Raw genomic sequence first — 26,311 nt, 5'->3', positions numbered from 1 at the left:
CTTGCCCATGGTGCATCTCCTTCCATGAGACAAGTGAATCACAGATCAAGCCAAACGGGAATCCCGAATCCGGTTAACAGCGACATGCTTTAGAACCCTATGATGAGCAGAGTATTCGCATTTCCGGGGCTGATCCTGCAATCTCGGGCAAGTCGCTGACAAATCTGTCGCTGCTTTTGCATGAACTGGCGACGAACGCCGCCAAGCATGGCGCACTGGCGGTAACAGGGGGCCAGCTTTTGGTCAGCGTAGAAGAAACACAGGAAGCTGTCGTCGTTCATTGGCTGGAAACGGGCAATGAACATCATAACGATCAACCAAGCGAAGGATTCGGAACGCGACTTGAAAAGGCGCTGGTCTCAGCCCTTGCGGCCCAACTTGATCGGGCGTGGACGGACAACACGCTCGAAATATCAATCGCCTTGCCTAACACACCTGTTGAATAGCCTGCCCTCCGGCTGACTGGAGAAGGCATGTACCATGCGCGGCTGGACGTGTTCAGCCGCTGATACTCGGCTGTTTGTTCGATTTCATTGATAGCGACGGTCGGGTCTCAGAAAATTTGAACATGCAGGAACAAAGGCAATCGCTTGCGGTTGGGTTGGCTGTCATTTGCCAATGACCAAAGGAGCACGTGATATGCCAGGTCGATACCAAAACGAAGATCGCGACGACTATTATAACGAACCCTACCGGGACCGTGATTATGAAAGCCGTGGCGGAAACTACCGCGACTATGACGAACGCTATCCGGGTGATTATCGTTCGCGCGGCTATAGCGATGACGAGGAACAATTCGCATATAATTCTCCGCAAAGAGAATCTTTTGCGCGCGATAGCCGCTATGAGCGTCACGGCGCACGCAATGAGCCGATGAAGTCCTCAAGCGGCACAGGAATGCATCGCGGAAAGGGACCGAAGGGTTACACCCGCACGGACGAGCGCATCAAGGAAGATGTCTCTGACGCCTTGATGGAAGATGCAGATCTTGATGCCTCCGACATTGAGGTCAGCGTCAAGAAGGGCGAAGTCATCTTGCAGGGACAAGTCGCAACCCGACAGGATAAACGCCGCGCTGAGGATTGCGCCGAAGCATGTGCGGGCGTGGCGGATGTTCAAAACAACATCAAGGTCCGCTCGGCCACGGCGCCATCCGCCAAGGGTACAGCATAATCGAAACCGGAAGACTCGCGGCTGCGGGAATGCAGCTGGAGAAGAGCTCTTGCAGCTCAATGCGCCACTGCGCGCAAAATTCATACAATCAGGAGGATAAAATGCCACGTAATATGCCAGAACGTGACGATCAGGGCCGCCTTGTCAGTGACGATGACCGCAGCAGAGGCGGCGGTCGTCGCCACTATGCCGAAAGCCGCCGTGATGACGATTATCGCAGGTCCAGTCATTACGACGATGACGACAGGGGACGCAGCCACGGCGGCTGGTTTGGCGATCCGCAAGGACACGCTGAAGCCGCCCGCCGTGGCTGGGACGAACGCCGCGACGACAGGGATTATGACGATCGTCGCCGCTATTCCAGCCGCAATGATGATTTCGACGACCGTCGTTCCAGTCGCTATGACGACGATGATCGTGGTCGTGGCTGGTACGGTGACTCTCGCGGGCATGCAGAAGCCGCCCGCCGGGGCTGGGACGAACGGCGCGATGACCGTGATGACGGCCGACGCAGCTATTCCAGTCGCGATGATGACCGCCGTTACGCAAGCCGTGACGATGACCAGCGTTCCACTGGTCGGGGCCATGGCGGGTGGTTCGGCGATCCAGAAGGTCATTCCGAAGCGTCGCGGCGCGGTTGGGATGATCGCCGCGATTACGAATATGATGATCGTCGCAGGCGTTAATGTTCCAAAGTTGGTAGGGGCGACCATCTGGTCGCCCTTATCCGTCCGTGCAGCTTGTAAAAGTCCGAATAGTTGACGTAATAGTAAGTTGAAGAATTTTTGAATTCTATCTACGGGTGCAAAGAAAGCGGCGCGGAAAAATAATGAATAACCGCATCCTTTTGTACGGATGAGCTTTTCTTGACTCACATATTAAGTGATCAGGGAATGATATCTTTATTAGAATGAATATGGTTTGCTGGTTATGTCGAAGCCGGGAGCCAGACATGCCATTTTTTAATGAAGCGAGCCGCATCTATAATCAAATTGAAGTCGACTTCCTGAGAAGTTGTTATACTCACGCGGCTATAATGCTAGAAGAAAGTGACCGGGGATATTCGGGGCGCGATTTGGCGTCGTTGACACTGTTGCTTTATGACAGCGGCCTTCGCGATCATAATTATATTACCGAACTGGCCGCCCGGCTCGCCAACAAGAAATTCATGGATCGCCGTCAGAAATCGATGGCGGCAAATTCAAATCTTCAGGGAACAAACTCAAGCGCAGGCGGTTAGGATCATCGATCTAGAATTGGTGTCAGTCCCGCTCGAACAATGCTTGCCAGGCTGTCACCAGCCCTGCCTTTCGCCCCCGCGCCGAGGCAGGGCATCTTTTTGGGAGGTTGCCATGGCTTGGGGTGAACCTGTTGACGTTGAATTGTTCGGAACGGGCAACACTGCACGGTCACGAACACGGCGATGGCTGCGGAATATCTTCTTGAAGAATGGCCGCATGAGGCCCGCGGTGCGGAATTCTGGCGCGCCATCGAGAACTGTCTTGCCGACCTTGAGAACAAGCCCAACACAGCCAGAGAGTGCTTCATTGCCGCTATCAAGGCTGCGGATGAGTCTGCACGTCCTCCAGCACTGCCAGCTTGAACATCCGAGGGTACGGCTCATCGGATGGATGGCGCGAAGCAACACTTGGAGTGTTCGAACGCTAAGCGCCTGCCCCGGCGATGTTGGGAGACGCCGCCGGGGCACATAACACTGACGGTTCACCGGGAACATCTGGGCCAACGTGGGGTTGGGTTGCCGAGGTAAATCAAAAATGGACAAGGACGGACACAAAACGAGCGAAGGCTCCCGCATACGCGGTGCTATCCAGAAGGGGCAAACCGGTGACAAGGCGCCTGGATTTGATCCGGCTGCAGCACCTTTCGAAACGGATTCCGAAGCGGGCGGCATTTCTTCTCCGGGGGGCGATCATGAACAATCACCAGACATTAAGAAGCACGACAGCAATGCTTCCAGTCACGCTTCGGCCCTGCGTCAGTGGGAGAAGGATAGAAAGCGAACTGTGCAGCCAATCTTCGTAACGTTGGTGATCCTGCTGGTGATTATAGTGGCGCTTATACTGATTTGGGGCCGCTGATCGGCAAGGCTACGCCTCCAACCTCAACGCCAGGCGTCTATCAGCTCCTCTGTGGAAACCAGTTCCAGTTGTTCACTGAAGCGCTGGTGGCAAAGCGACATGATCGCGTCATGCGTTTGGTCGGAAACGCTGCAGATCGCATCATGAACCATAATGACGCGATATCCACGATCCACGGCACCCAGCAGAGTAGCGAGTACGCAAAGGTCCGTTTCCGCACCCGTGATAACGAGTGTATGAATACGCTTGTTGACCAGATAGGTTTGGAGATGGCCTTCTGTCCATGGCGAATAGACTGTCTTGTCGAGTACGGCAGCGGGGGGCACAAAATCCTTCAACGGGTCCACAAGCTGAATTAGCGCAGGATCGATATGGGTCAGCGTGAGCGCTTCCCATTTTCGGTAGTAATCGACCCAGATACCTACCGCATTCTCGGGGCGCTTTGGCGGGATAAAGCGCGTGAATATGGTGTTGTCACGCTGGACGGTGCAGATATCGATGATCCGTGGCAAAATCTGTTCTACCCACGGAACGAACCATGGCGAGTTTGGTCCAAACAGATTCTGCATGTCGATACAAAGATGCACGGAGCCGGGCTGGAGCTTACCCCGCAAAAGACCCGTTTCTACAGGCATGAGATGCGATGCAATGAGGGCGGCGGGACGACAAGATCGCTTTTCATCGAAATCCCCATCTGCGTTTCGAAAAGACAAACCTCAGGATTTTGGATCGGCTGAGGCCGGTGTCGATGGCGTTGTCACGGCAACCGGATCGCTTGCCGGAAAACTGTCCTTCAAACCTTTTTCAAGGCGCTGATTTTCATCATCTCGTTGCGGGGGCGTGGTTGCCCGCCCCAATTCTATCTCGACCGTCTTTATCGCCTGCGACAGACAGTTTGCCGCCTGCTCGAGTTGTTCATTTCGTTCTGACGAACCGCTGGGCGTAAGTTGAACTGTAATTTTCTCTTCCGCTTCGCCGACAAATTCCACGACTACTGGCGTTTCATCGCTGCGAACATTGATCGTCAGAATATTCATGTCACGCTCCTCGAATTGGTTGGTCCTAACCCGCCGCGCTCCGCGTTGTTCCATGCCTGCCGAAAAAATGTACGGTAACGTACCAATTGCAGTTGCGTCGGAACCAATAGCTTCGAGAGGCCTTATCTCACCGGGTGGGCAGGAGGAGTTACCATGTCATCCAATCCCGATTTCGAAGATGAGTTGCTGAAACTTTTACCCGCGCTCCATCAGTTTGCGCGAACCATGTGTCGCCAATCCACCGATGTGGACGATCTGGTTCAGGAGACAGTGGTGAAGGCGCTCAAGAACCAGGATAAATATGTGCCGTTTGGGCCGCTGAAGTCCTGGCTCTTCACCATCATGAAGAACACTTTCTGCAGCAAAATCAAGCGAGCGCGGCGCGAGGATGTCATGCAGGAGTGGGACGGGCCCACCATCGGTCCGTCGCAAGACTGGGCCATGGAATTGCAGGATGTCGGGCGCGCCTATGACAGGTTATCGCCACTTCACCGGAACGTCATCGAACTGGTGATTTTTAATGGTTTGAGCTATGAGCACGCCGCCACAAAAGCGGGCTGCACCATCGGCACCATCAAAAGCCGGCTCAACAGAGCAAGAACACAGCTTGAAGGCGATTTGAGTTCCGCCGGCAAGCATTGAATAAGAACTTGCCTGCTCGATGGGCCGGGTTCTGCTTCTTCATCAAAGCGCCTCCACGAAGTTGGGATGGCGGCTATTTCGGAACCAAGCGTTCTTCTGGTTGTTGTCCCTGGGTGAGGGACCCAGAAGAGGTGCATGTATGTCATTTCCCAGCCAAGACGCCATGGCGAACAAGCTTTTGGCTTTGCTCCCGCCTGACGATTATGCTGCGATCATCCGTGAAACCGTGCATGTCGATCTTCCGCGAGGTGTCATTATTGCGGAAAAAGGCCGGTCGATCACAAAAGTCTATTTTATGACCTCCGGCATCGGCTCCATTGTGGTGACGACCGCAGAAGGTCACCGGGCCGAGGCTGGGCTGTTTGGATTTGACGGTTATGTGCCGACCTCGGCAATTGCCGGTGTTGAAACAAGCTCTTACGATGTCTTCATACAGGTCGCAGGCGAAGCGTACGAAATACCCTATGACCGGTTTCGTCATTGGATGGCCAGTAGCTGCAATTTCTCCAACATCATGATCCGGTCAATTGAAGCCTTTTCGGTGCAACTGGCCCACACTGCGGCTTCCAACGCCATTCACGATGTTCCTCAACGCCTCGCGCGCTGGTTATTGATGTGCGATGACCGGATATCCGGCAGCGAAATCGCCCTGACCCATGAATTCATGTCCATCATGCTTGCTGTCCGGCGACCAAGCGTGACCACTTCGCTCCATATATTGGAGGGGCTGGGCCTGATCAAATCCGTGCGCGGAGCGGTTCTCATTCGCAGCCGCCGAGCATTGGAGCAATATGCGCGGGATGCTTACGGCTGGCCGGAAAAAGAGTATTCACGCCTGATGGGCCGTTTTGACCACGCCCGTTCTGATCCGGCTTAGCCGCTCAGACCGAAAAGCCGACGATATTCCTCTTCCGGTTTGCCATAGGCCTCCCCGGCAAAATCCTCCAGTCCCTTTCGATCACGAACCGTAATACGGCCTCTTTCGGATATGATAAGTTTTTTCCCTTCCAGCACATGCAGGCCGGTCGTGATGCTGGGACGTCTGACGCCGAGCATCAACGCGATGAAATCGTGGGTGAGCACGATTTCATCCCCGTCGGTCCGGTCGTGAGACATCAAAAGCCAGCGAGCCAGACGTTCGTGAATATGCAGATTAACATTCGCCCAGACTGTGTAGGATAATTGCGAGGCGAAGGTCTGAATGTAACGAGCCAGCAAATTGGCGAACAAGCTGTTGCGGTTGATTTCCGCACGCGCCGAACCGATTTCGATCCGATGGCCAGAACCGCTGACCTGCATGACGACCTCATGGATACTGGTCGTTGCGCCAACGGCCGCCGATGTGGGCGAAAATCCCTCGCGACCGAACATGCCCGCTTCCACCATTGGACCTTTATCGGACACGGTGATGACCGATCCGATGCCTTCGCAGAGAAAGTAAATATAATCGATAGGTTGGTCAGCTTTAACGAGTACCTGTCCACGTTCCAGGGTAACAGGCTCCAATAAAGTTTGAATTTGATTGTAGATGTCTGGCGGAAGGCTTTTTAACAGGCGGTTTTTCACTGTATTGCTGTCGTACATCTTGTTTTTCTTCGGGCAGAGTACGAGCGCCTCGCCGTCACGCTCCCAATCCTCTTTGACGGTTTTAAGTCTATAACACTTTGATCCAGCAAATGATTTTTGGTACGCTAGCGGACAATTCTGGCAAAGCCAGCCAATCAGGAGCCACTTTCGGGCAAGCCGCTTTGTTGAGATGTACTTCAAAAACGAGCAGCTTTGCAGAAATGGGAATTAGAAGGGGAGACCGATAGTGGCAACGGGTGGACTGAAGAACGGAGGCCACGGGAAAGCTATATGGTCTGTACGTTAGCAGACCCTTTGATACGCGGCTGAGAAGTAGGCGCATAATGGTTTTTTAATGGAGGCAGACATGCCATTATTCCACGAAGCAAGCCGCATTTACAGCCAGGTCGAGGTCGACTTCATGCGCAGTTGTTATACATTGGCGGCGATCCTCCTCGAAGAGAGTGAACATGAATATTCGGGCCGGGATTTGGCGTCATCCATCCTGCTTTTCTATGATAGCGGGCTGCGGGACCAGAACTATATTGTAGAGCTTTCCGCCCGGCTCTCGCACAAGAAGTACGCAGATCGTCATCAGCTGAACACTGGGGTAGCAAATTTCAATGCACGCCAAGGGGTCATTGCGGATGACACCTAACTGTGCTTGTTTTCAAAGGAACCGCTTTCGGCTTGAAAACACCGGTGTTCTAAACCTTTATGAACAATGCTGATGCTTTGCGCATGTTTCTGAACCGCAGCGCTGTCGAGATCGCTCCAGAGTTGATTGGCTGGACGTTTCGTGTCGGCGAAATCGGCGGCGTGATTGTCGAAACAGAAGCTTATTGTAAAACTGACCCGGCCTCTCACAGTTTCTCTGGTCCGACGCGTCGAAACGCCTCCATGTTTGGAAGTCCGGGCAGCGCCTATGTTTATCGGATATATGGCCTGCATTGGTGCATGAACATTGTCTGCGCCGATGCATCTGCCGTGCTCCTGCGGGCAATCGAGCCGCGACAGGGCATACCGCTCATGCAGGAACGGCGAGGTATGACGGACGTTAAGCAGCTTTGTTCGGGGCCGGCGAAGCTTGCTCAGGCTTTGGCAATTTCCGGCGAGTTGGATGGGGCTGCACTCGATGCCGCCCCGTTTTTGCTTTCGGCGCCTGAACAGCCATGCACTGTGGATTGCGGTCCGCGCATCGGTATCAGTCGAGCAGTTGAGGAACCCTGGCGCTTCTGGTTGCGAGGGTCCGGTTTTGTCAGCGGGCCAAAATCGCGTTTGAATGCCCCGAAAGTCTCGCCGTAACGGTCCCGGAAACTTAGCAAAGTTGTCTTGGCGCGCCTGATTTAAAAGACAAGCGCAGGCGGCAGTTTGGAACAAACCCCAATTCGCAAGGTTAGGACGCAAGCTCCTGTCACTCCAAGTGGCTCACAACCGTTGAAAAAGGGGAAGCGAACCATGCCCACGAGCAAAAGGCCGAGCGCCGAAGACAAGCCGATTACAATCCACGACCAGAAGCTTTTTCCCGGCAACAGTGGCGATCTTCACCAGATTGCGACTGACGATGTTCCGGTCATGACGACATCTCAGGGCGGGCCGGTATCAGACGATCTGAACACGCTTAAAATCGGCGAATCCGGCCCAACGCTGATCGAGGATTTCCATTTTCGGGAAAAGATTTTTCATTTTGACCATGAACGCATACCGGAACGTGTCGTCCATGCGAGAGGGTATGGCGCGCACGGTTATTTTGAGACCACCCGGTCGATCTCCGAATATACGCGCGCCGATATATTCCAGCGCGTTGGCGAGAAAACACCGGTCTTCGTCCGCTTTTCCACTGTTGCGGGTTCAAAAGGCTCGTTCGATCTCGCCCGTGACGTGCGCGGTTTTGCGGTCAAGTTTTACACCAAGGAAGGCAATTGGGATCTCGTCGGCAACAATATTCCAGTCTTCTTCATTCAGGATGCGATACGCTTCCCTGACATCATTCATGCCGTGAAGGAAGAGCCGGATCGCGCTTTTCCGCAGGCACAATCCGCTCACGATAATTTCTGGGATTTCATCAGCCTGACGCCGGAATCCATGCACATGATCATGTGGATTATGTCGGACCGCGCAATCCCACGCTCGTTTCGCTTCATGGAAGGGTTCGGTGTCCATACGTTCCGCTTCGTGAACGAGGACAATCAATCGACATTCGTCAAATTTCTCTGGAAACCGAAGCTCGGACTGCAATCGGTCGTCTGGAACGAGGCTGTGAAGATCAATGGGGCCGATCCGGATTTTCACCGGCGCGATCTCTGGACTGCCATTCAAACCGGTAACTTCCCGGAATGGGAATTGTGCGTGCAACTCTTCGATCAGGAATTTGCCGACAGCTTCGATTTCGACGTGCTGGATCCGACCAAGCTGATACCCGAAGAAATTCTCCAGCCGATTTCGGTCGGTCGGCTGGTCCTCGACCGCATGCCGGAGAACTTTTTCGCGGAGACCGAGCAGGTTGCATTCATGACGCAGAATGTGCCGCCCGGCATTGATTTCTCAAACGATCCTTTGCTTCAGGGGCGCAATTTTTCCTATCTAGATACGCAGTTAAAGCGCCTCGGTGGACCGAATTTCACCCAGCTTCCCATCAACGCGCCCAAATGTCCGTTTGCGCATTTTCAGCAGGACGGGCATATGGCGATTCGCAATCCAGACAGCAGGGCCAATTATCAGCCCAATTCCTGGGGGAAGGGGCCGCGCCCCGATCCAGTCAACGGCTTCCGGTCTTTTGAGGCGCAGGAAATCGGTGAAAAAGTCCGTTTGCGCCCCGAGAGTTTTAACGATCATTATAGCCAGGCTCGCCAATTCTATCTGAGCCAGACAGCAGTAGAGCAACGACATATTGCGATGGCGTTGACCTTCGAACTGTCGAAAGTAGAAACGCCCATTATCCGCGAACGGATGGTCTCGCATTTGATGAATATCGAAGAGGGGCTGGCAAACGAAGTCGCGGAGAGGCTTGGCATGCGCACAATGCCAAAGCCTGCCGATGCTCTCGCACCCGTTCGCCGGGATCTGCCTCTGTCGCCAGCGCTCAGCATTATTGAAAATGGTCCCTCAAGCTTCAAGGGCCGCAAGATCGGCGTTCTCGTGGCGAATGGGACGGATATGGAACTGGTTGAAGCGATCCGTGAGGCGGCTGTGACAGAAGGAGCGGTGATAGAACTTGTCTCTCCAACAGTTGGCGGTTTTGAGACCTCCGCTGGCGAATGGATCGTGTCCCATCATATGATTGATGGTGGCCCCTCTGTTGTGTTTGACGCCGTTGCCCTTGTCCTGGCAGAAGAGGCGGCCAATAGATTGACCGGAGAAGCTGCAGCGCGTGATTTCGTGGCCGATGCTTTTGCGCATTGCAAGTTCATCGGGTTCAATTCCGGGGCCCTCCCGCTCCTTGCAAAGGCGGGCATAGCGCCGGATGCCGATAAGGGCCTTCTTTCCATCGACAGTGCGACTTCGATCCCAGTTTTTGTCGAAGCTTGCCGCAAGCTCAGGTTCTGGCCGCGCGAAGAGGCCGTAAAACTGTAACGAAGCGGCTTTGCCCGTTTGTCCGTTAATGTAGTGAGAGAGACATGAACAATCAGCCCAAATCAGTTCGCACCGCAGACGATGATCACTATAGCAAGCCTGGACCAGACGAGGAAACCGGAGGCGTCACCGGCGCCCTCGGAGAAGGGCTATCGGCATCCGATGCGCCTGAGCCCGCTTTAAGCAAACCTATGGTCTATTTAAAGAAAGGCTGCCCTTTCTGTTTCAAACTGCGGCTCGCAATGCTGGAAGCTGGAATGCTTGATTGTATTGAGCTTATCGAGTTTGCCGAAGGAACAACTGAGCAGGCTCAGATCAGGGAAAAATTGTCCCCGGTGCTGGAGGATTTGAGCTTCCCCGCTGCAGAGGTTGAGCGGGGCAAGTTCATGAAAGGCTCCGATGCACTGATCAAGTATTTTCTCGGTCAGAAGGGCATCAAGGCCGAGGCACTCCCGACGCTACAGGCTTATATTGACGGGCCATTCGCTCAGCTTGTTGAGCGCGTTAAAAACGATTAGCGAGATGGGGTCGAGGATGAGCCCGAATTCCTTGCACAAACTGAAGGGTGCTGGCTATCTCGTTTCCACGCTAAGCGTTTTGCTGTTGGCAGTCGTTAGTTGGGACGGCGCGCAGAAAAGTATTTTGCTGACGATATGTTAGATATCCGGCGCGGCAACATCCATTATCGGCATGTTCTGCCGCTGGCTTGCCTATCAGATTGAGAAGAACCAACAGAATGGCGATTGAATAGTCGCGCGACGAATTATCACTCTGTCTTCGCGTTCTAATTGCTTTTAGCAAGACATCTCCAGCCGATTACCTTCGCCGAAGCCACTTTCCTTGCAGAACTCCATTTCAGTAGCGTCGCGATCAGCACTTAAGGGCAGCAGCCAACTCGCGCCCATTATCTCATAAATAGATGTATATTATAAGTTACTAATTTTCTCTATGTTAACTTTAATTCAGATTACCCTAAACAAGTCATCACGAAATTGTATAAGTATATTGCGTGGGTTTGTTGCATTGGTCACGTGTTCTAGGCGCACTCTGACCAGCACGACGGAATGTCAACGGATTCGGAGGGAAGAATGCTAAGATATCTGACCATGGTGGGGGCTATCGCGGTTGGTGCAACAATTGCGCCGCCACTCGCTTTCGAAGCAAAAGCTCAAACGACTGTCGAGTGCCGCTCAAGAGACTATAAATACGATGAATGCTACGCCGGGCCGCTGTCCAGGCCACAACTTATACATCAAACGTCAAGCTCTGCTTGCATACTGAACCGCACGTGGGGATACAATCCAAAGAGCCGCTATATATGGGTAGCGCAAGGGTGTTCCGGCGTATTTGCAGATGTCGGTGGCTATCACCATGGCCGGGGCGATGGGTTCGATCCGGGTGCGCGCCAGTATGATCATCATGGTCATGATATTGGCGGTGTTGTCGCAGGTGCAGTTCTCGGTGCAATCGTCGAGGGAATGGTTGCCGATAACAAGCACAAACACAGCCATGCAACAAGCAACTACCGTGACTCCGGTGACTATAATGGCTGTCACGGCATTGGGTGCACAGTCGACAGGCCGGATAGCTCTGAGCGTATCGATAACACACCGCAGTTCGATAGAAACGGTGAACCCAACTACGATACGCATGGCAATTATATCGGCTGTCACGGTGTTGGATGTTTGGTGGACAGCCCTGATTAGCAGCTTGCATTGATGAGGGCGCGCAAACGCGCCGCCCTTATCTTTAAAACGCAAAGAAAATGGCAATTTTGTTAGGCGTCGTCAAAATAAGATTTCGTATTTACTTCGAATCTGCCATAGAAAAGAAGCTCTTAATGGGCAGGGGCGCGGCGGCTGTTAATATTGGCCGTCGGGTGGATTAATCTCTGGCCGGATGCGTCGCTGCCACGAAATGACGTGGTCGCCCTTTTCTAAAAGTCAGGATGACATTGCAGATCGCGAACTACAGGAAGTCAGCTAACAAAGACCTCTAAAAATGCAGTCGTCGTCGTGTTTCCAAGTTTAAATGTTGCTCTGGTGCCGTGTTCTTTCGAGACGGGCTTGATCCAGCATAGCCTCGCGCGCGGCCATCTGTTCCCCCATATGAGGAGTATCGAATGCCACGATTGAAGTTAAAGTACCTCATACTTGCAGCTGTGCCTTTGGTAATCACTGGCTGTGTCACTGCAGATGAAGTCTTCCAAGACAAATGTTCGTCCTTCGGCTTTCGCCCGGGCACCGATGCCTTCGCGAACTGCATGATGCAACAAAGTGCGCTTCATGAACAAGATGAGCAGCGCGCTCAGGATCGCATTCAGGCACAGGAAGAGCGTGATCGTGAACGCAAGCGGGAGCGCCGCCGCCGTGAAGAAAGCCAGATAGATACACGGCCTCAGTTCGATAGGGACGGCAATCCGAACTTCGATACACAAGGCAATTATACCGGTTGCCATGGCGTGGGATGCGAAGTCGATAATCCGGATACCGACAACTAAACGGACGGCTGGATCAACAATCGAAAGCTTTCGTGCCGTTCTCGCGAGGGGGATACTGAATTCTTTTTAGTGTCCCCCGTTATATGCGCGTTCACTGAAAATGTACGAAATAAATACTCATTTGAAATGCATAAGCGATTAAATTTATTGTAGGGCCAAAGACTTGGTGTTAGTCGATTTTTAAAAGGAGCGGCTATCAACCCTCCAAATTGCATAGCGCGGGTTTCCCCCTTTATTGCCCTCGCTATCGCGGTTTAAAGAAAAGGCCCTGAACTATGTTAACTGCTGCCCTGGAGTGGTCCGTTCCGATATTGCTTTTCCTTTGCGGGATCGCACTTATCGTCGCGGCAAAGATGAACGCGACGACCATAAAATGGGGCGTGGGTTTGTGTCTTTTAGGCGTCGGTTATTCGTTGATGCTTATTCGTACTGAAAGCTTTTCCGCTATTAAACCGCTTGGTGAAGATCTCCTGATACTATCGGGGATTGCGATTTGCTGCCATGCGTTTGCGAGCAAGTTTAAGCTTCGGGTGCTACCGATTTTTGATGCGCTGATCGTTTTGCTCGCTTTAGCAGCGGCTGCTTTTTCATTGTTCTATTTTCAAAACATTAGACTGGAAAGTCTATCTGTTCTAACCGGATGCGCTGTTCTTTTGCTTTCATATTTATCGCGCGTAAAATTTGGAACGCGAACCGCTAGTGAATGGATATTAATACTATTTTTTTCTTTTGCACTTTTTTGTTTGTTGGTGCAAGCGGCGGCATATATCTTTGTTCAAGACGTCGGTCCCACAGTTGGTCTATGGAGTAATTCCATATGGGGTGTCTTTCTGCAATATACAGGTCTTTTCGGCGGTCTTATACTCGCGCTGTCAGTGCTTTTCACAATAAATTTGGATATCATTGCGGCCTATCGAGATAGGATAAGCCGAGTTCCCGATACGCTTCCCGTATCGAAATCGCGTGCGTTGGATCAGTCGCCCGTTACGGTCGAAGCCTCTGTGCCGCACAGCGGAGCGGAAATACAGCATTCTTCCAGCACGTCTGCCGATTTTTCGAAGACGTCCACTATTTCGATGAATGGCGTAAAACAGCGGGAAGTGGAACCGACTGAATTTCCGGATATGGATGAAGCTATACGTGAATGTCTTGCCAAATTGACAAGCGCAGCCGAATTCTCCAGATCGCCGCGTGCGCGGAAATTTCTTATCTATATTGTCGAAGAAACCCTTTCAGGAAGGGCGGACAGAATAAAAGAATATACAATCGCCCTGGATGTATTTGACCGGAAAAGCGGGCACGATTTCGCAGGCGATTCACTCGTCCGAACAAGTGCCAAGAGGCTCCGGCAATCATTGGACGCCTACAATAACGGGAAGGGAAAGCTGGAACCCATTCATATCGCGATCCCAAAGGGAAGCTATATACCAAAGTTTTTCCGTAACATTCCGTCCGATATCAACCCCGTCTGACGTTTCGCGTTGGATGTGACGGTTACGTAACCTCCCCAAATCATGTTGCTTATATAAGAAATACTAAAAGTAGCATACTCTGATCGAGCGTTGGTCAATACGAGGGGGTTAAATAATGCGTTTAAGGGGTGCGCATGGTTGATCGGATATACTGGTTGTCAGCGGCCAGTTTGAGAAGCTTATATTTAATAATCGGCGAACTGCGGATGAATCTCAGACGTGCCGCTTGGCGACTAAAATTGCAAGGCGGCATTTTTCGGCGCGAATATCCCTCTGCTCGAACACAGCCCTCTCTCGACAGAATAGAAGTCCACAGATCCTCGTTGGCTGTCCGCACTCTCCAACGCAGGCACTGTGACAGACCGCTGTCAGTTCGCCCCCAGTTAACTGGCAGCGGTCGCCCCTTTGTTGCGCAAAACGAACGGTTTAGTACGGTTTTGAGCTCGGCGGTCGGATGAAGTGGCTCGACAGTATTCCCGAAGAATGGGGTAAGCTGCACAAGACCGATAAGAGCGCGGTCACCCTTACCCGGACCGGGCCAAATCAAATCCAGATTGTGGCCCCAGATCCCTTCGCGCTTATCCTGCTCACGCCGCAGATAAAACGGGAGGCGAGAATAGGCTCCGACCGAAGCACCACTGCGAATGTCCCGGTTGGATCGCTGGAGCTGATTCCGGATCAGGCTGATCTCTTCGCGCGCTGGCGCACGCCAAAGGAAAACATCCTGTCCTGTTTCGGAAGCGATCGGTTGCGCAATCTGGCCGGTGTAGAATTTGAGACGGATGAGTTTGAGTTAAGGCCGTTGAGCCCTGGGCGGATAGATAAGACCGCATTGGCGCTTGCGCGGCTCATGCGGGAGGAGATTTTACGCGGAAACGACAGCTCCAATTTGCTGTATCTGGATTCCCTGAATGTCGCGTTATGGCTGCATCTCCTGCGAAATCATTCTTCCATTAGGAAAACTACATATAACGGTCTCGCAGGTGGTTTCTCGGCAAGGGCCTGGCGCACGGTGGACGATTATATGCGCTCGCATCTTGCAGATACCATTCCTATCGAAACCCTTGCGAGTTTGGCGCGCTTATCCGTCAGCCATTTTTCCCGCGCCTTTCGTCAAACTACCGGCAAAAGCCCGCATCAGTATCTCATTGATCTGCGTGTCGAGCGCGCAGAACTTCTCATTCGCGCCGACGATCTGCCGCTTGCCGAAATCTGGCGGATTTGCGGGTTTGGAAGCCAAAGCCATATGACTTCCCTGATAAGGGAACGCTTGCATACGACGCCCACAAAGATACGGCGTGGCGAAATATAACTGCGCAGGCAGGTTGTCTCTTAACCTGCCGCGTTCCAAAGAGCCGCCATTGTTCGAAAACGACTGTCATATCTGAATTCAATCAGAAACGAATAACAGCATCTGATTTAGTAGCGATAACTCAGATATGCATGCTCATATAGCGAGTATCAGCCCCTTCCTGGAGGGATAGCTGATGAATTCGGTAATTTTCAAAGGAGGCCCTTTCCATGACCGATCACTCCATCAAAGGCAAAACCGTCATTATTGCTGGCGGTGCGAAAAATCTGGGTGGGCTTATCGCGCGTGATCTCGCCTCTCATGGTGCCAAGGCAATCGCGATCCACTATAACAGCGCTGCAAGCAAAGCGGATGCCGATGCCACCGTTGCCGCTGTCAAGGCGGCAGGTGCGGAAGCCGTTGCATTTCAGGCCAATCTGATCACGGCTGGCGCGACGGAGAAGCTTTTCGCTGACGCGATTGCAGCCCTTGGCAAGCCGGATATTGCCATCAATACCGTCGGCAAGGTGTTGAAGAAGCCAATGACCGAGATCTCCGAGGCTGAATATGACGAGATGTCCGCAGTCAATGCGAAAGCCGCGTTCTTCTTCATCAAGGAAGCAGGCAAGCAACTGAACGATAACGGCAAAATCTGCACGCTGGTCACTTCGCTGCTCGGCGCTTATACGCCGTTTTATTCGAGCTATGCCGGTACGAAGGCTCCCGTCGAACATTTCACGCGCGCCGCTTCCAAGGAGTTCGGTGAGCGCGGGATTTCAGTGACCGCTATCGGACCCGGTCCCATGGATACGCCGTTCTTCTACCCCGCGGAAGGTGCGGACGCGGTGGCCTATCATAAGACAGCCGCAGCACTTTCCAGCTTCTCGAAGACAGGCCTCACGGATATTGGCGATATTGTTCCGTGGATCCGTTTGCTGGTCTCGGAAGGCTGGTGGATGACGGGGCAGACAATTCTCGTCAATGGCGGTTATACAACCAAGTAGACCAGTAACGGCGGATCGAGTACGCTCGGTCCGCCGGTGCCCGTACAGATTTTAGGCGATAGAGGAGTGCGATGATGCAGCGATTGATGATGTTCGGTTTGGTTGTGTTTGCTGTGCTTCAGTCTTCTCTGGCATATGCCGATTTGAAGACGGCGGATCGCCGGTTGAATGACCTTTATGGTCAGGTCATCAATGCCTTGCCGGATGGAAGTCAAGCGCAGCTCAAGGAAAGCCAGCGCAACTGGATCAAGTACCGCGACAGTGAATGCCGCTATCAGCAAGTAAACTACGCGATCATGGTGTCTGAAGCGGATTGCAAGGAAGTTCTGACGCGTCAAAGAATAGGTCTCTTGAGCCAACAGCTGGGTTGGCTGAAAAAAATCGGACAGCAGGACGATTCCGATGCAGCCATGGATTGCAGACAGGAGATTGGTGCGAAAGCGGCCAATATTCTCGTCAACCAATGCAAGGAAATTTCGCCCGCCACCAACCCGCCATGCAATTCGGGAAATTCATGCGACTTGATCAGGGATGAAATCAAGCGCGGTTGCGGCATGGTAAGCGGCAAGAAGCCATCCTATTGTCAGTAGCTCGATCCTCTGCAGGTAGGCAGGAATTCACTCAGCCAGAATGGCAGCCCTAAGCCAACGAATGGGATATCAACCGTCGTTGGGAAAGGTGCGCCCTAATAGCAGGTCGTTATAGATAAGGTAGTCACTGTTCTCACCAATCATGTATGATTAACACATTGTTTTGATTGATTTTAAGTAAACCGTGGGTTGTTGAATGCGCCCTTAAGTGTTAGTCGATCAGCAGACAGGACGGCGTAAGCAATCCACGTTTTTGCGTGGCATACTCGGCCTTCTGACATCAGTTAAGTCTGTATTCAACTAAATGATTGTAAAGGCCGCCGTATGATCAATTCCGCTTTGGAATGGTCCGTTCCACTATTGATCCTTGTTTGCGGTTTTGGCCTGATTGTTGCTGCCCGGTTCGGTTTTCCAACAATTCTATGGGGTCGCGGATTATGCCTGCTTGGAGCTGGCTATGGCCTGATGCTCTTTCGCACGGCCACATTCTCGGCGGTTAAACCTTTGGGAGAGGACTTGCTTATTCTGGCAGGTGTGGCCGTATGCTGCCGCGCGCTGGTTTACCATTTCAAAATGCCAAAGAAGCCGGTTTTGGAAATCGCTCTTGTCATGGTCTTCCTTGGCGCAGCTGCACTATCGCTGGCGCTTTTTCAAAGCGTCAGGCTTGAGACGCTGTCGATACTCAGTGGCAGCGCATCGCTGATATTGGCGTCTCTCTGGCAGGTGAGAGCAAAGAAGAAATCCTCTTCCGACAATGTAATTTTTGTGACCTTTATTGTCATCTTCGCGTTTCTTCTGGTTCAGAGTGTCGTCTATCTGTTTTTGAGCGACGTCGCGCCTGAGGTCGGCTTTTGGAGCCGTTCGTTCTGGGGCGTCATGCTGCAATATACGGGACTTTTCGGCGGCGTTATCTTAACGTTTTCGATTGTCCTTGCGGTGAGTATCGATCTGATCAACGGCTATCGCGATATGGCTCACACGGACTCGCTCACACGTGTTCCAAACCGCAGAGGTCTGCAGGCGTTCCTGCGCTCGTTTCAGCTGGCCAATGGGTCGGTTGAGCCAACGACAATCATTCTTGCGGATATTGATCACTTCAAAACGGTGAATGATCGGTTTGGCCATCATGCCGGCGATATGGTTTTGACTGATTTTGCTCAATTGTTACAGGAACGGGCTGGCCCGGGAAGCTGCGTGGCGCGCTTGGGGGGTGAGGAATTTGTTGCACTTCTGCCCGGAACTTCTGCGGCGGTTGCAACCACTCTGGCCGAGGATTTGCGCCAGACATTTGCAGCCAGACGATGGCGCCATATATCTGCCGATCTGCAGCTGACCGTGAGCTTTGGCGTAACAGTGCTGGAACAGGGCGAGCCGTTTAAATCGGCAATCGCCCGCGCCGACAGCTATCTCTATCGTGCCAAGCAACACGGACGAAATCGCGTTGAAAGGGATCGAGCGGCGTAGTTCGGCGTTGCTTCCGCCTTGCCCGTCGAACAATGGCCAATTTGCCCGTTCCTGTTTCAAGAGAAAAATTAGCGACGCGGGTTGCGCCGTGCCCCGTGACAGCGCGAGCAAGGCATGCCATAGGAAGGCCAAGTTATCACAAGGCCTCCCACACTCATGATCCGTATCGACAATATCAGCAAGTCGAATAGCCATCGCATTCTGTTTATCGAAACCTCCGCCGCATTGAACCGTGGTGAAAAGATCGGTCTTGTCGGACCAAATGGCGCTGGCAAGACAACGCTTTTCCGCATGATCACCGGTGAAGAACTGCCGGATGAAGGTCAGGTCACGGTCGAAAAAGGCGTGACGATTGGTTATTTTAACCAGAATGTCGGCGAAATGGGCGGACGTTCGGCTGTCGCTGAAGTCATGGACGGCGCCGGGCCGGTCAGCATCGTTGCGGGGGAACTGCGCGAACTGGAAGCGGCCATGTGCGATCCCGATCGGCTCGATGAGATGGATGCGATCATCGAGCGCTATGGCGAGGTTCAGGCCCGCTATGAGGAACTCGATGGCTACGGGTTGGACGGCCGTGCGCGTGAAGTTCTGGCTGGGTTGAGTTTCAGTCAGGAAATGATGGACGGCGATGTCGGCAAATTGTCCGGCGGCTGGAAAATGCGCGTGGCGCTTGCCCGTATTTTGCTGATGCGGCCCGATGTTATGCTGCTCGACGAACCAAGCAACCATCTTGATCTTGAAAGCCTGATCTGGCTCGAAGCTTTTCTCAAGAACTACGATGGCGCGCTGTTGATGACATCGCATGATCGCGAATTCATGAACCGCATCGTCACCAAGATTATTGAAATCGATGGCGGCTCGCTTAATTCCTATTCGGGTGATTATGCCTTTTATGAAGGCCAGCGTGCGCTGAACGAAAAGCAGCAACAGGCCCAGTTCGAGCGTCAGCAAGCAATGCTGGCCAAAGAAATCAAGTTCATTGAACGTTTCAAGGCGCGCGCCTCTCATGCATCGCAGGTGCAGAGTCGTGTGAAGAAGCTTGAAAAAATTGATCGCGTGGAGCCACCGCGTCGGCGCCAGACGGTTGCTTTCGAATTCGCGCCCGCTCCGCGTTCGGGAGAAGACGTGGTCAGTCTCAAGGGCGTTAACAAAACGTACGGCAGTCGCACGATCTATGATGGGCTGGATTTCATGGTTCGCCGCCGTGAGCGTTGGTGCATCATGGGCGTCAATGGCGCCGGTAAATCGACGCTGCTGAAGCTTGTCGCAGGTGCAGCGGAACCAGATCAGGGCATTGTGAATCTCGGCGCCAGCGTAAAACTTGGCTATTTTGCGCAGCACGCGATGGATATTCTGGACGGCGACAGCACTATTCTCGAATGGCTGGAGCAGCGTTTTCCAAAGGCAGGGCAGGCTCCGTTGCGCGCGCTAGCTGGCTGCTTCGGCTTCTCCGGGGATGATATTGAGAAGAAATGCCGGGTGCTGTCCGGTGGTGAAAAAGCGCGGCTGGTCATGGCCGCGATGCTGTTCGATCCGCCGAACTTCCTCGTACTCGATGAGCCGACGAACCATCTGGATCTCGACACCAAGGAAATGCTTATCAAAGCGCTTTCATCTTATGAAGGCACGATGCTTTTCGTATCGCATGATCGTCGTTTTCTGGCGGCGCTTTCCAATCGCGTGCTGGAACTCACACCGGATGGCATTCAGCAATATGGTGGCGGCTATACCGAATATGTCGAAAGCACAGGACAGGAAGCACCGGGCCTGCATGTGGGATAATGCGTAAAAACAAATAGATAGAGTGGTTCCCCGATTCCGTTTGAACCGGAACCGCTCTAGGTCGCGACTTTCCGAAGCGACTTCTCGATTTCTCCGCCGCAATAGGCATCGCCATAATCATTGAAGCTTTTGGTATCCAGCGCAGCCAGCGACGGTATCTCCTGCATCCGCTTGGAAAGACCCCATATCATCGGTGAGGAATCTTTGATTATGGACTCAATTATAGCGAACCTGTCGGCCATCGTAGACCAAACGATAGAAGTCACTATGTCGGCGATGCCGGGCTTTTCAGTTCCAAGCATAAATCCTGTATCGACTTTAAGCCCGTTTCGCTTGCCAGTATCTTGAAAAATGCGGAGCCATTGGCGTAGTCGGGGAACGAATTCGGTCCATTTTTCACGCGTCCACATTTCACGCCCGCCGTCGAGCGTCAGTTCATCGATGACGTCGTTGGCATCGTTTACAATCTTGGCTGTCAGTGCTCGTTTTTCGATTGTTGTTGGCAGGAGTTCCAGCCTTTCTCCGAGGTACATGGCGATCGCGGGCATTTGTGACACCGCAAAATTGCGCGGACGATCAATCAGCACCGGTGGGCCCATAAATGCGATCGGCTGCTCCTCGACATCAAGGCGCATGACTTCTTCAATCTGGCCGAAATCATGTTCATCCCAGGAACATTCAGCATAAGCCAGAATTCCTCGAATGAACTGGCCGCGGAATGGTACTGGCCAGTAGTAAAGATCGAAATCGCTCAATTGCCACTCTCCTCCTCGCACGCATCAAGGATAACCGGCCAGACCAGCTGAGGTTCCATGTGTTGGAGCTAAGCGGCGATTACTGTCCTCGGCGGGTCAAGGAGACGGAGTTTTTTGGTCTGGTCAGGAGACTCCAGCGGAGATTTGGTTCAGCAGCGCAAACAGGATGGCGGAGAGGATCGCGGCGGCGGGGACAGTCACTACCCAGGCGGCAGCAATGGTCAGTGCATGCGAACGGCGAACCAGCTTGCGACGGCGACGCTCTTCTACGGGAACAGAATTCAGTGGTAGAGCCTGGCGTGCTTTCTTCAACCGCCGTTCTGTGTCCCATTCGCGGAAAAAGCCGACCCCAAAGATCGCACCGATGGCAATGTGGGTCGAGCTGACGGGCAACCCCAGCCAGCTGGCCAGAATGACCGTGATTGCGGCTGAGAGTGAGACGCAATAGGCCCTCATCGGGTTCAGCTTTGTGATCTGATTGCCAACCATGCGAATGAGTTTGGGACCAAACAAGCACAAGCCGAAGGAAATGCCGCAGGCTCCAATCAGCATGACCCAGAGTGGTATTACAACGCCGTCAGTTAGCGTGCCAGTCTGTGATGTCTGGACAATTGCCGCGAGTGGCCCGACAGCATTGGCGACATCATTCGCGCCGTGGGCAAAGCTGAGCAAAGCAGCCGACACGACCAACGGAATGCTAAACAGGACTTTAAGCGACTTGTTACGGTTTTCGAGGCCCCGGGACTGGCGGCGAATGACCGGGATCAAGGCAATCCAGCTTCCGATGCCAAATGCCAATCCGATAATCAAGGCTACCCCGATCGACACGTCGATCAGCTGCTTCAGTCCTTTCATGATCAGATAGGTTGCAAAGGTCCCTGCCATGAGCCCCACAAGGATGGGCACCCAGACGCGAGCCGCAGCAATTTTATCCGCGCGATAGACGATACGGGCCTTGATCAGCCAAATAAAACCAGCCGCTATGATAGCGCCCAACACGGGCGAAATAACCCAGCTTGCCGCGATGGCCGACATCTGGGACCAATTGACTGCGCCGAGGCCTGCCGCGACGACACCCGCTCCGACGACCCCGCCGACAACCGCATGAGTGGTCGAGACAGGCGCGCCGATCCATGTCGCGAGGTTAACCCAGAGGGCAGAGGCAAGCAAAGCCGCCATCATTGCCCAGATGAACATCATGGGCGTGGCGAGCGTATCTGGCGCTATGATGCCCGTCGCCACGGTGGACACGACGTCAGCCCCCGCGATGAGCGCTCCCGCACTTTCAAACACGGCGGCAATCGCAATCGCGCCGCCCATGCTCAACGCATTGGCGCCGACGGCAGGGCCCATATTGTTGGCCACATCATTAGCGCCGATGTTCAGGGCCATATAGGCGCCAAAAACGGCCGCGGCGACGACAATCAGCGTCTGGCTGGTCTGACCGAGCAGCATGGCCGCGCCAAGCCCTGCAAGGATGATAAATACCAGTGCGACGCCCGGCGCTACGAGCGGACGTGAAACGTAACTCGCTGCCGTTTCGAGGTTGGCGAAACGGCCCAAATCTCGATCCAAGGTCTCTAAGTGCCGAGCTTCGAGATCTTCGTTTGCCATGATTTACTCTTGTTTACTAACGCGATGTAGCGGTCGAAATAGCCGCTTGTGGATGACCCATTGAAGGAATTTTGCCCGTTTTTAACTGTCACAATTGAAAAAAGTCAATGACTCGACGCGGCGATGCTGTCTTCGGTCTGTCATTTCATAAGTGCCGTCGACAACTTACAGGCCCTTGAAACGGCACCCAGTCGCCGTTGGTGATCAAATTTCGGCGCGCAGAACGACGTGACTATCGATTTGCCGGCTAATCTCCCGACGGCAAAATTGCACCTCATTCGGCAGAGGAGGCGCGGCAGTTCTGCCAGGCCCCAGCTGCAACATGGGATTTCATGCCGCCTGACCTTGCAGCGATCGCCATGCAGGGCAGGATTTCAAATCCGCAATAGCACGAAAATACCGTCTTGACTCTCAATCTGACATGTTACATGTCTAATTAGGAAATGGGAGGAAATCATGCGAAATTATCTTCTGGGCGCCAGCGCGCTCTGTCTTGTCGCCTTGTCCAGTCCGGCTTCTGCTGCCTGTTCCGACGCGGATCGCGTCGAGATCACCTGGTCTACGATTGCAGGCTTTTACACCGACGCCATGGCGCAGCTCGTCAATGACTTTCAGGAAAAGGAATGCGCGAAGGTCAATGTCATCAACATTGACAATTCCCAGCTCTATAACAAACAGGTTATCGAGATGGTGGGGCAGACCGGCGCTTATGATGTCGTGACGCTCAACAACGCGGAATATGCGGAGTTTGCAGAAAACGGCTTCATTCTGCCGATGACGGATTTTCTGAAAGACAAGCAAAGCATCATCGACGATATTCACCCCACTCTCGCCAATATGACGATCCGTTATAAGGACGATCTGTGGGGATTGCCTTATTATACCTATTCCTCGGGCTTCTTCTATCGCGCCGATCTTTGGGAAGATCCAACGGAGCAGGCCGCCTTTAAAGCCAAATATGGTTATGAGCTGGCGAAGCCCGCCGACTGGAAGCAGCATCGCGATATGGCCGAGTTTTTCACGCGCAAGGCGGGCGAAAAACTGAAAGGTGAAGCTCTGAGAAAAGACTTCTACGGTGTCGGTCTGATGGCCGGTCGTTTTCCCGACATTCAGGACGAGTTATCGGCGCCTTTGTGGGACATGAAGTCCGACTGGCTGAACAGTGAAGGCAAGGTTCCTGTCGATGACGTCGAGAAGGTCCTGTCCGATTATATCGAACTTTTGAAATTCGCGCCTCCCGCGGCTTTGACCGTCACCTATGACGGTGTCATGAACCAGATGCGCGACGGCCAGATTGCGATGACGCATGACTTCTTCCTCGACCAATGGCCAAATGCGGTCAAAACCGAGGAAAGCGTGCCCGGAGCGAAAATGGCCGTCGCGGAGGCACCGGGTAAAATGTCTTATGTCGGCGGCTTCCTTCTGGCAGTTTCGTCGAGTTCGGCAAATCCGGATATGGCAATGAAGTTCATTGCCCATATTGGAGGACCGGAAGCGCAGGCGAAATTTGCATCCTATGGCGGTGCGACGACACTGATGTCGATCCTGACCGATCCGAAGTTCCAGACGCCGGAAGCGCGCAAGACCAATGGCGAATATGCAACGCTGGCCCAGGTCTTCGAGAGCATGAACGGTTTCACGTCCAATCTCGTCTCCTCTCCATTTAGCGCCAAGATCTACAACACGATGCAAATTCCGTTGCAGTCAGCGGCGGCAGGTCAGTTGACCGCACGGCAGGCGGCTGAAAGCCTTGCGACTGAAGTTGAAAAAATCTGCGGCGGTCCTTGCCCTATCGGTAAGTAAACCAGATCGTTGTCGGACGGTATCCCGACAGCGGATCAACTGGCATGTTTCTGGAAGCATTGAGCCTTCCGGTTGAAATGCCCAACATCCACCCGGAGCGGTTTCCGCCCGACGGCACCCGCAGGCCGCTCCGGTACCCCTACTCAGAAACAGACCGGATTCCTGTCATGAACAGTTATCATGCTCCACCTGCAAAGGTGGCGTCCGACCGCGCATTCTCGGTCCTGCTTATCGTTCCTGCGATGCTGGTCATCATTATCTTCGCGCTGTTGCCGCTTTATTATGCGGTGGACGTATCTTTCCGTTTTGCCGACCTCTCGCGTGGTAAACTGGGAGACTATATCGGGCTCGACAATTTCCGCACGATATTTGCCGACCAGGCCTTCTGGGCTGCGGCTTGGATAACGCTGAAATTCACCATCGTATCGGTCGGCCTGCAAATGTCGTTCGGCATAGCGATTGCGTTTCTCATCCACGGGGCGAGCTATGGCAAGGGCCTCATCCGATCGATCATGATCCTGCCTCTGGCGACTTCGGCTGCCGTGACGGGGCTGTTCTGGCGCTACCTCTATGATACGCAGTTCGGCGTCGTAAACTGGGTGCTGGGCGCCTTCGGTCTGCCGGAGCCCAACTGGCTCGGCGATTTCAATATCGCGCTCTGGTCCGTCATTATTTTTGACGTCTGGCAGTGGACGCCCTTTGTGGCCCTGATCGTGCTGGCCGGGCTTCAGGCGCTGCCCAAGGAACCTTTCGAGGCTGCCGAACTGGACGGCGCATCCACATGGCGCGTCCTGCGCACGTTGACCTTTCCATTGCTCAAGCCGGTTCTGTTCCTGATTCTCGTGCTGCGGACCATTGATTGCGTTCGTCTCTATGATGCGGTCGCGGTGCTGACGCAGGGTGGTCCTGGCACCTCGACGGAAACCATGACCTTCTATCTCTATCGCACAGGCTTGAAGCTTTTCCGCATGGACTATGCTTCGACCATGGCTGTCTTTTTCCTTTACGTGATGCTTGTGGCGTCAATCTTCGCGCTCAAGCCTTTGCTCAAGCAGTTCACCGATCGTGCAGGGGAGGCATGAGATGTTGCAACACAAGACATCACCACTGAAAGAAATTCTGCGCTATGCGGCGATCCTTGTCGTACTTCTGTTCTTTTTCTTTCCGATTTTCTGGATGCTGCTGACGAGCTTCAAGCCGGAATCGGCGATCATGGTGTCGCCACCCCAGTTTTTCTTCACGCCGACACTGGAAAACTACCAGCATGCGCTCTTTGACAAGGGGTTCCTTTTCTATGTGCGCAATACGCTCATCATTTCGGTGATCTCGACTGCAATCGTGATCGTTGTCGGCTCGCTCGCGGCTTACAGTTTCGCCCGTTATAATGTTGGCGATGGTCATGTGCTGTTCTTCATCCTGTCCACCAAGATGATGCCAGCCATTGCGGTGATCCTGCCTTATTTTCTGATCTTTCGCGATATCGGGCGCACCGGATTTGGCAAGTTCATGCATTTGGGGCTCGACCAGCATGGCGCATTGATCGTGTCCTATGTGATGTTCAATCTGCCGTTCGCCATCTGGCTTCTGGTCAGCTTCTTTCAGGACATTCCGCGTGAACTGGAACAGTCGGCGCGTATGGACGGTCTCAGTCGCATGAAAGTACTGCGCAAGGTGACGTTACCGCTGGCTGCACCCGGCATTGCCGTGACCACGGTTTTCACCCTGATTTTTTGCTGGAACGAGTTCCTCTTCGCCTACATTCTCACCCGCAAATTTGCCTCGACGGTGACGGTCGGCGTTGAAAGCTTCTTCACCCTGCAAGGCATTCTCTGGGGTCCCGTCGCAGCAGCGGCAACGATCTCGGTCGCGCCGATGCTTCTCTTCGTCCTTTTGATGCAGCGCTATATGGTCCGCGGACTGACTTTCGGCGCGGTGAGGGGGTAACG

At 53.4% G+C, this 26,311-nt stretch carries 28 protein-coding genes; 23 read left to right on the top strand and 5 right to left on the bottom strand.

The window, feature by feature from the left end:
* Positions 1-239: 239 nt before the first annotated feature.
* From D8666_RS19245 to D8666_RS19220, 6 genes are all read left to right on the top strand, one after another.
* Entirely contained in the window at positions 240-446 is a 207-nt protein-coding gene (locus D8666_RS19245; RefSeq protein ID WP_147438015.1) for a hypothetical protein, read from the top strand.
* A gap of 193 nt (positions 447-639) precedes the next feature.
* Positions 640-1,173, top strand: coding sequence for a BON domain-containing protein (locus tag D8666_RS19240; protein WP_209445997.1), 534 nt, complete (start codon positions 640-642; stop codon positions 1,171-1,173).
* Between the two features lie 101 nt (positions 1,174-1,274).
* Complete coding sequence (locus D8666_RS19235) at positions 1,275-1,859, top strand: hypothetical protein (RefSeq protein ID WP_147438014.1); 585 nt, start codon at positions 1,275-1,277, stop codon at positions 1,857-1,859.
* Between the two features lie 266 nt (positions 1,860-2,125).
* Entirely contained in the window at positions 2,126-2,413 is a 288-nt protein-coding gene (locus tag D8666_RS19230; RefSeq protein WP_109365594.1) for a hypothetical protein, read from the top strand.
* 183 nt (positions 2,414-2,596) lie between these two features.
* Positions 2,597-2,776: a DUF982 domain-containing protein gene (locus D8666_RS19225; protein WP_235859016.1), complete on the top strand. Its 180-nt coding sequence runs from the start codon at positions 2,597-2,599 to the stop codon at positions 2,774-2,776.
* 172 nt (positions 2,777-2,948) lie between these two features.
* Complete coding sequence (locus D8666_RS19220; RefSeq protein WP_121539074.1) at positions 2,949-3,272, top strand: hypothetical protein; 324 nt, start codon at positions 2,949-2,951, stop codon at positions 3,270-3,272.
* 23 nt (positions 3,273-3,295) lie between these two features.
* Here D8666_RS19220 and D8666_RS19215 read toward each other — a convergent pair whose 3' ends face one another.
* Together D8666_RS19215 and D8666_RS19210 are read right to left on the bottom strand one after the other, a co-directional pair.
* Entirely contained in the window at positions 3,296-3,907 is a 612-nt protein-coding gene (locus tag D8666_RS19215; RefSeq protein WP_109365597.1) for a cysteine hydrolase family protein, read from the bottom strand.
* 81 nt (positions 3,908-3,988) lie between these two features.
* Positions 3,989-4,309: a hypothetical protein gene (locus D8666_RS19210; RefSeq protein ID WP_109365598.1), complete on the bottom strand. Its 321-nt coding sequence runs from the start codon at positions 4,307-4,309 to the stop codon at positions 3,989-3,991.
* A 153-nt stretch (positions 4,310-4,462) separates the two neighbouring features.
* Between D8666_RS19210 and D8666_RS19205 the strand changes: the two genes are divergently transcribed.
* Both D8666_RS19205 and D8666_RS19200 read left to right on the top strand, forming a co-directional pair.
* On the top strand, positions 4,463-4,951 hold the full coding sequence (locus tag D8666_RS19205) for a sigma-70 family RNA polymerase sigma factor (protein ID WP_121539073.1): 489 nt from the start codon (positions 4,463-4,465) through the stop codon (positions 4,949-4,951).
* Positions 4,952-5,090: 139 nt separating this feature from the next.
* Positions 5,091-5,828: a Crp/Fnr family transcriptional regulator gene (locus tag D8666_RS19200; RefSeq protein ID WP_121539072.1), complete on the top strand. Its 738-nt coding sequence runs from the start codon at positions 5,091-5,093 to the stop codon at positions 5,826-5,828.
* On the opposite strand, the gene D8666_RS19195 is transcribed toward D8666_RS19200, so the two are convergent.
* Positions 5,825-6,535 carry a Crp/Fnr family transcriptional regulator gene (locus tag D8666_RS19195; protein ID WP_121539071.1) on the bottom strand — a complete coding sequence of 237 codons (711 nt, stop codon included), beginning with the start codon at positions 6,533-6,535 and terminating at the stop codon, positions 5,825-5,827. The genes D8666_RS19200 and D8666_RS19195 overlap by 4 nt on opposite strands.
* 349 nt (positions 6,536-6,884) lie before the next feature.
* Between D8666_RS19195 and D8666_RS19190 the strand changes: the two genes are divergently transcribed.
* From D8666_RS19190 to D8666_RS19135, 12 genes are all read left to right on the top strand, one after another.
* A complete protein-coding gene (locus tag D8666_RS19190) occupies positions 6,885-7,175 on the top strand; it encodes a hypothetical protein (RefSeq protein ID WP_235859015.1) in 291 nt (96 codons plus the stop codon).
* Between the two features lie 59 nt (positions 7,176-7,234).
* Positions 7,235-7,822, top strand: coding sequence for a DNA-3-methyladenine glycosylase (locus tag D8666_RS19185; RefSeq protein ID WP_121539070.1), 588 nt, complete (start codon positions 7,235-7,237; stop codon positions 7,820-7,822).
* 153 nt (positions 7,823-7,975) lie between these two features.
* The gene (gene katE / locus D8666_RS19180; RefSeq protein ID WP_121539069.1) at positions 7,976-10,090 is read left to right on the top strand and encodes a catalase; all 2,115 of its coding nucleotides are present in this window, start codon (positions 7,976-7,978) and stop codon (positions 10,088-10,090) included.
* A gap of 44 nt (positions 10,091-10,134) precedes the next feature.
* The gene (locus D8666_RS19175; protein ID WP_121539068.1) at positions 10,135-10,608 is read left to right on the top strand and encodes a thioredoxin domain-containing protein; all 474 of its coding nucleotides are present in this window, start codon (positions 10,135-10,137) and stop codon (positions 10,606-10,608) included.
* A gap of 570 nt (positions 10,609-11,178) precedes the next feature.
* Entirely contained in the window at positions 11,179-11,796 is a 618-nt protein-coding gene (locus D8666_RS19170) for a DUF3011 domain-containing protein (RefSeq protein ID WP_121539067.1), read from the top strand.
* Between the two features lie 416 nt (positions 11,797-12,212).
* Complete coding sequence (locus D8666_RS19165) at positions 12,213-12,590, top strand: hypothetical protein (RefSeq protein WP_109365606.1); 378 nt, start codon at positions 12,213-12,215, stop codon at positions 12,588-12,590.
* A gap of 353 nt (positions 12,591-12,943) precedes the next feature.
* Positions 12,944-14,062: a hypothetical protein gene (locus D8666_RS19160; protein WP_147438013.1), complete on the top strand. Its 1,119-nt coding sequence runs from the start codon at positions 12,944-12,946 to the stop codon at positions 14,060-14,062.
* A gap of 454 nt (positions 14,063-14,516) precedes the next feature.
* Positions 14,517-15,374, top strand: a complete 858-nt coding sequence (locus tag D8666_RS19155) for a helix-turn-helix domain-containing protein (RefSeq protein ID WP_121539065.1) — start codon at positions 14,517-14,519, stop codon at positions 15,372-15,374.
* A 209-nt stretch (positions 15,375-15,583) separates the two neighbouring features.
* The gene (locus D8666_RS19150) at positions 15,584-16,357 is read left to right on the top strand and encodes an SDR family oxidoreductase (protein WP_109365609.1); all 774 of its coding nucleotides are present in this window, start codon (positions 15,584-15,586) and stop codon (positions 16,355-16,357) included.
* 71 nt (positions 16,358-16,428) lie between these two features.
* The gene (locus D8666_RS19145; protein WP_121539064.1) at positions 16,429-16,947 is read left to right on the top strand and encodes a lysozyme inhibitor LprI family protein; all 519 of its coding nucleotides are present in this window, start codon (positions 16,429-16,431) and stop codon (positions 16,945-16,947) included.
* A gap of 516 nt (positions 16,948-17,463) precedes the next feature.
* A complete protein-coding gene (locus tag D8666_RS19140) occupies positions 17,464-18,411 on the top strand; it encodes a GGDEF domain-containing protein (protein WP_235859014.1) in 948 nt (315 codons plus the stop codon).
* A 156-nt stretch (positions 18,412-18,567) separates the two neighbouring features.
* The gene (locus D8666_RS19135; RefSeq protein WP_121539062.1) at positions 18,568-20,193 is read left to right on the top strand and encodes an ABC-F family ATP-binding cassette domain-containing protein; all 1,626 of its coding nucleotides are present in this window, start codon (positions 18,568-18,570) and stop codon (positions 20,191-20,193) included.
* 56 nt (positions 20,194-20,249) lie between these two features.
* Here D8666_RS19135 and gst read toward each other — a convergent pair whose 3' ends face one another.
* Together gst and D8666_RS19125 are read right to left on the bottom strand one after the other, a co-directional pair.
* Positions 20,250-20,948 (bottom strand): glutathione transferase, Atu5508 family, encoded by a 699-nt coding sequence (gene gst / locus D8666_RS19130; protein WP_121539061.1) that lies wholly within the window; start codon positions 20,946-20,948, stop codon positions 20,250-20,252.
* A gap of 123 nt (positions 20,949-21,071) precedes the next feature.
* A complete protein-coding gene (locus D8666_RS19125; protein ID WP_121539060.1) occupies positions 21,072-22,562 on the bottom strand; it encodes an inorganic phosphate transporter in 1,491 nt (496 codons plus the stop codon).
* 456 nt (positions 22,563-23,018) lie between these two features.
* Here D8666_RS19125 and D8666_RS19120 point away from each other — a divergent pair, with 456 nt between their 5' ends.
* From D8666_RS19120 to D8666_RS19110, 3 genes are all read left to right on the top strand, one after another.
* Positions 23,019-24,365, top strand: coding sequence for an ABC transporter substrate-binding protein (locus D8666_RS19120; RefSeq protein WP_121539059.1), 1,347 nt, complete (start codon positions 23,019-23,021; stop codon positions 24,363-24,365).
* Positions 24,366-24,532: 167 nt separating this feature from the next.
* Positions 24,533-25,447, top strand: coding sequence for a carbohydrate ABC transporter permease (locus D8666_RS19115; protein ID WP_121539058.1), 915 nt, complete (start codon positions 24,533-24,535; stop codon positions 25,445-25,447).
* A 1-nt stretch (position 25,448) separates the two neighbouring features.
* Positions 25,449-26,309, top strand: coding sequence for a carbohydrate ABC transporter permease (locus D8666_RS19110; RefSeq protein WP_121539057.1), 861 nt, complete (start codon positions 25,449-25,451; stop codon positions 26,307-26,309).
* Positions 26,310-26,311: the final 2 nt, after the last annotated feature.

The organism is Ochrobactrum soli (assembly GCF_003664555.1).
Classification (GTDB): Bacteria; Pseudomonadota; Alphaproteobacteria; order Rhizobiales; family Rhizobiaceae; genus Brucella; species Brucella teleogrylli.
Note: the sequence above shows the minus strand (reverse complement) of the source record. Positions and strands in the feature narration are given on the sequence as shown.

Excerpts from the sequence above, each read along its gene's own strand:
- D8666_RS19120 (WP_121539059.1), top strand. The coding sequence starts at position 23,019 with ATGCGAAATTATCTTCTGGGCGCCAGCGCGCTCTGTCTTGTCGCCTTG.
- D8666_RS19190 (WP_235859015.1), top strand. The coding sequence starts at position 6,885 with ATGCCATTATTCCACGAAGCAAGCCGCATTTACAGCCAGGTCGAGGTC.
- D8666_RS19125 (WP_121539060.1), bottom strand. The coding sequence starts at position 22,562 with ATGGCAAACGAAGATCTCGAAGCTCGGCACTTAGAGACCTTGGATCGA.
- D8666_RS19210 (WP_109365598.1), bottom strand. The coding sequence starts at position 4,309 with ATGAATATTCTGACGATCAATGTTCGCAGCGATGAAACGCCAGTAGTC.
- D8666_RS19215 (WP_109365597.1), bottom strand. The coding sequence starts at position 3,907 with ATGCCTGTAGAAACGGGTCTTTTGCGGGGTAAGCTCCAGCCCGGCTCC.
- D8666_RS19135 (WP_121539062.1), top strand. The coding sequence starts at position 18,568 with ATGATCCGTATCGACAATATCAGCAAGTCGAATAGCCATCGCATTCTG.
- D8666_RS19155 (WP_121539065.1), top strand. The coding sequence starts at position 14,517 with ATGAAGTGGCTCGACAGTATTCCCGAAGAATGGGGTAAGCTGCACAAG.
- D8666_RS19145 (WP_121539064.1), top strand. The coding sequence starts at position 16,429 with ATGATGCAGCGATTGATGATGTTCGGTTTGGTTGTGTTTGCTGTGCTT.
- D8666_RS19160 (WP_147438013.1), top strand. The coding sequence starts at position 12,944 with ATGAACGCGACGACCATAAAATGGGGCGTGGGTTTGTGTCTTTTAGGC.
- D8666_RS19115 (WP_121539058.1), top strand. The coding sequence starts at position 24,533 with ATGAACAGTTATCATGCTCCACCTGCAAAGGTGGCGTCCGACCGCGCA.
- D8666_RS19235 (WP_147438014.1), top strand. The coding sequence starts at position 1,275 with ATGCCACGTAATATGCCAGAACGTGACGATCAGGGCCGCCTTGTCAGT.
- D8666_RS19170 (WP_121539067.1), top strand. The coding sequence starts at position 11,179 with ATGCTAAGATATCTGACCATGGTGGGGGCTATCGCGGTTGGTGCAACA.
- D8666_RS19150 (WP_109365609.1), top strand. The coding sequence starts at position 15,584 with ATGACCGATCACTCCATCAAAGGCAAAACCGTCATTATTGCTGGCGGT.
- D8666_RS19220 (WP_121539074.1), top strand. The coding sequence starts at position 2,949 with ATGGACAAGGACGGACACAAAACGAGCGAAGGCTCCCGCATACGCGGT.
- D8666_RS19185 (WP_121539070.1), top strand. The coding sequence starts at position 7,235 with ATGAACAATGCTGATGCTTTGCGCATGTTTCTGAACCGCAGCGCTGTC.
- D8666_RS19230 (WP_109365594.1), top strand. The coding sequence starts at position 2,126 with ATGCCATTTTTTAATGAAGCGAGCCGCATCTATAATCAAATTGAAGTC.
- D8666_RS19200 (WP_121539072.1), top strand. The coding sequence starts at position 5,091 with ATGTCATTTCCCAGCCAAGACGCCATGGCGAACAAGCTTTTGGCTTTG.
- D8666_RS19205 (WP_121539073.1), top strand. The coding sequence starts at position 4,463 with ATGTCATCCAATCCCGATTTCGAAGATGAGTTGCTGAAACTTTTACCC.
- katE (WP_121539069.1), top strand. The coding sequence starts at position 7,976 with ATGCCCACGAGCAAAAGGCCGAGCGCCGAAGACAAGCCGATTACAATC.
- D8666_RS19195 (WP_121539071.1), bottom strand. The coding sequence starts at position 6,535 with ATGTACGACAGCAATACAGTGAAAAACCGCCTGTTAAAAAGCCTTCCG.
- D8666_RS19225 (WP_235859016.1), top strand. The coding sequence starts at position 2,597 with ATGGCTGCGGAATATCTTCTTGAAGAATGGCCGCATGAGGCCCGCGGT.
- D8666_RS19175 (WP_121539068.1), top strand. The coding sequence starts at position 10,135 with ATGAACAATCAGCCCAAATCAGTTCGCACCGCAGACGATGATCACTAT.
- D8666_RS19110 (WP_121539057.1), top strand. The coding sequence starts at position 25,449 with ATGTTGCAACACAAGACATCACCACTGAAAGAAATTCTGCGCTATGCG.
- D8666_RS19165 (WP_109365606.1), top strand. The coding sequence starts at position 12,213 with ATGCCACGATTGAAGTTAAAGTACCTCATACTTGCAGCTGTGCCTTTG.
- D8666_RS19240 (WP_209445997.1), top strand. The coding sequence starts at position 640 with ATGCCAGGTCGATACCAAAACGAAGATCGCGACGACTATTATAACGAA.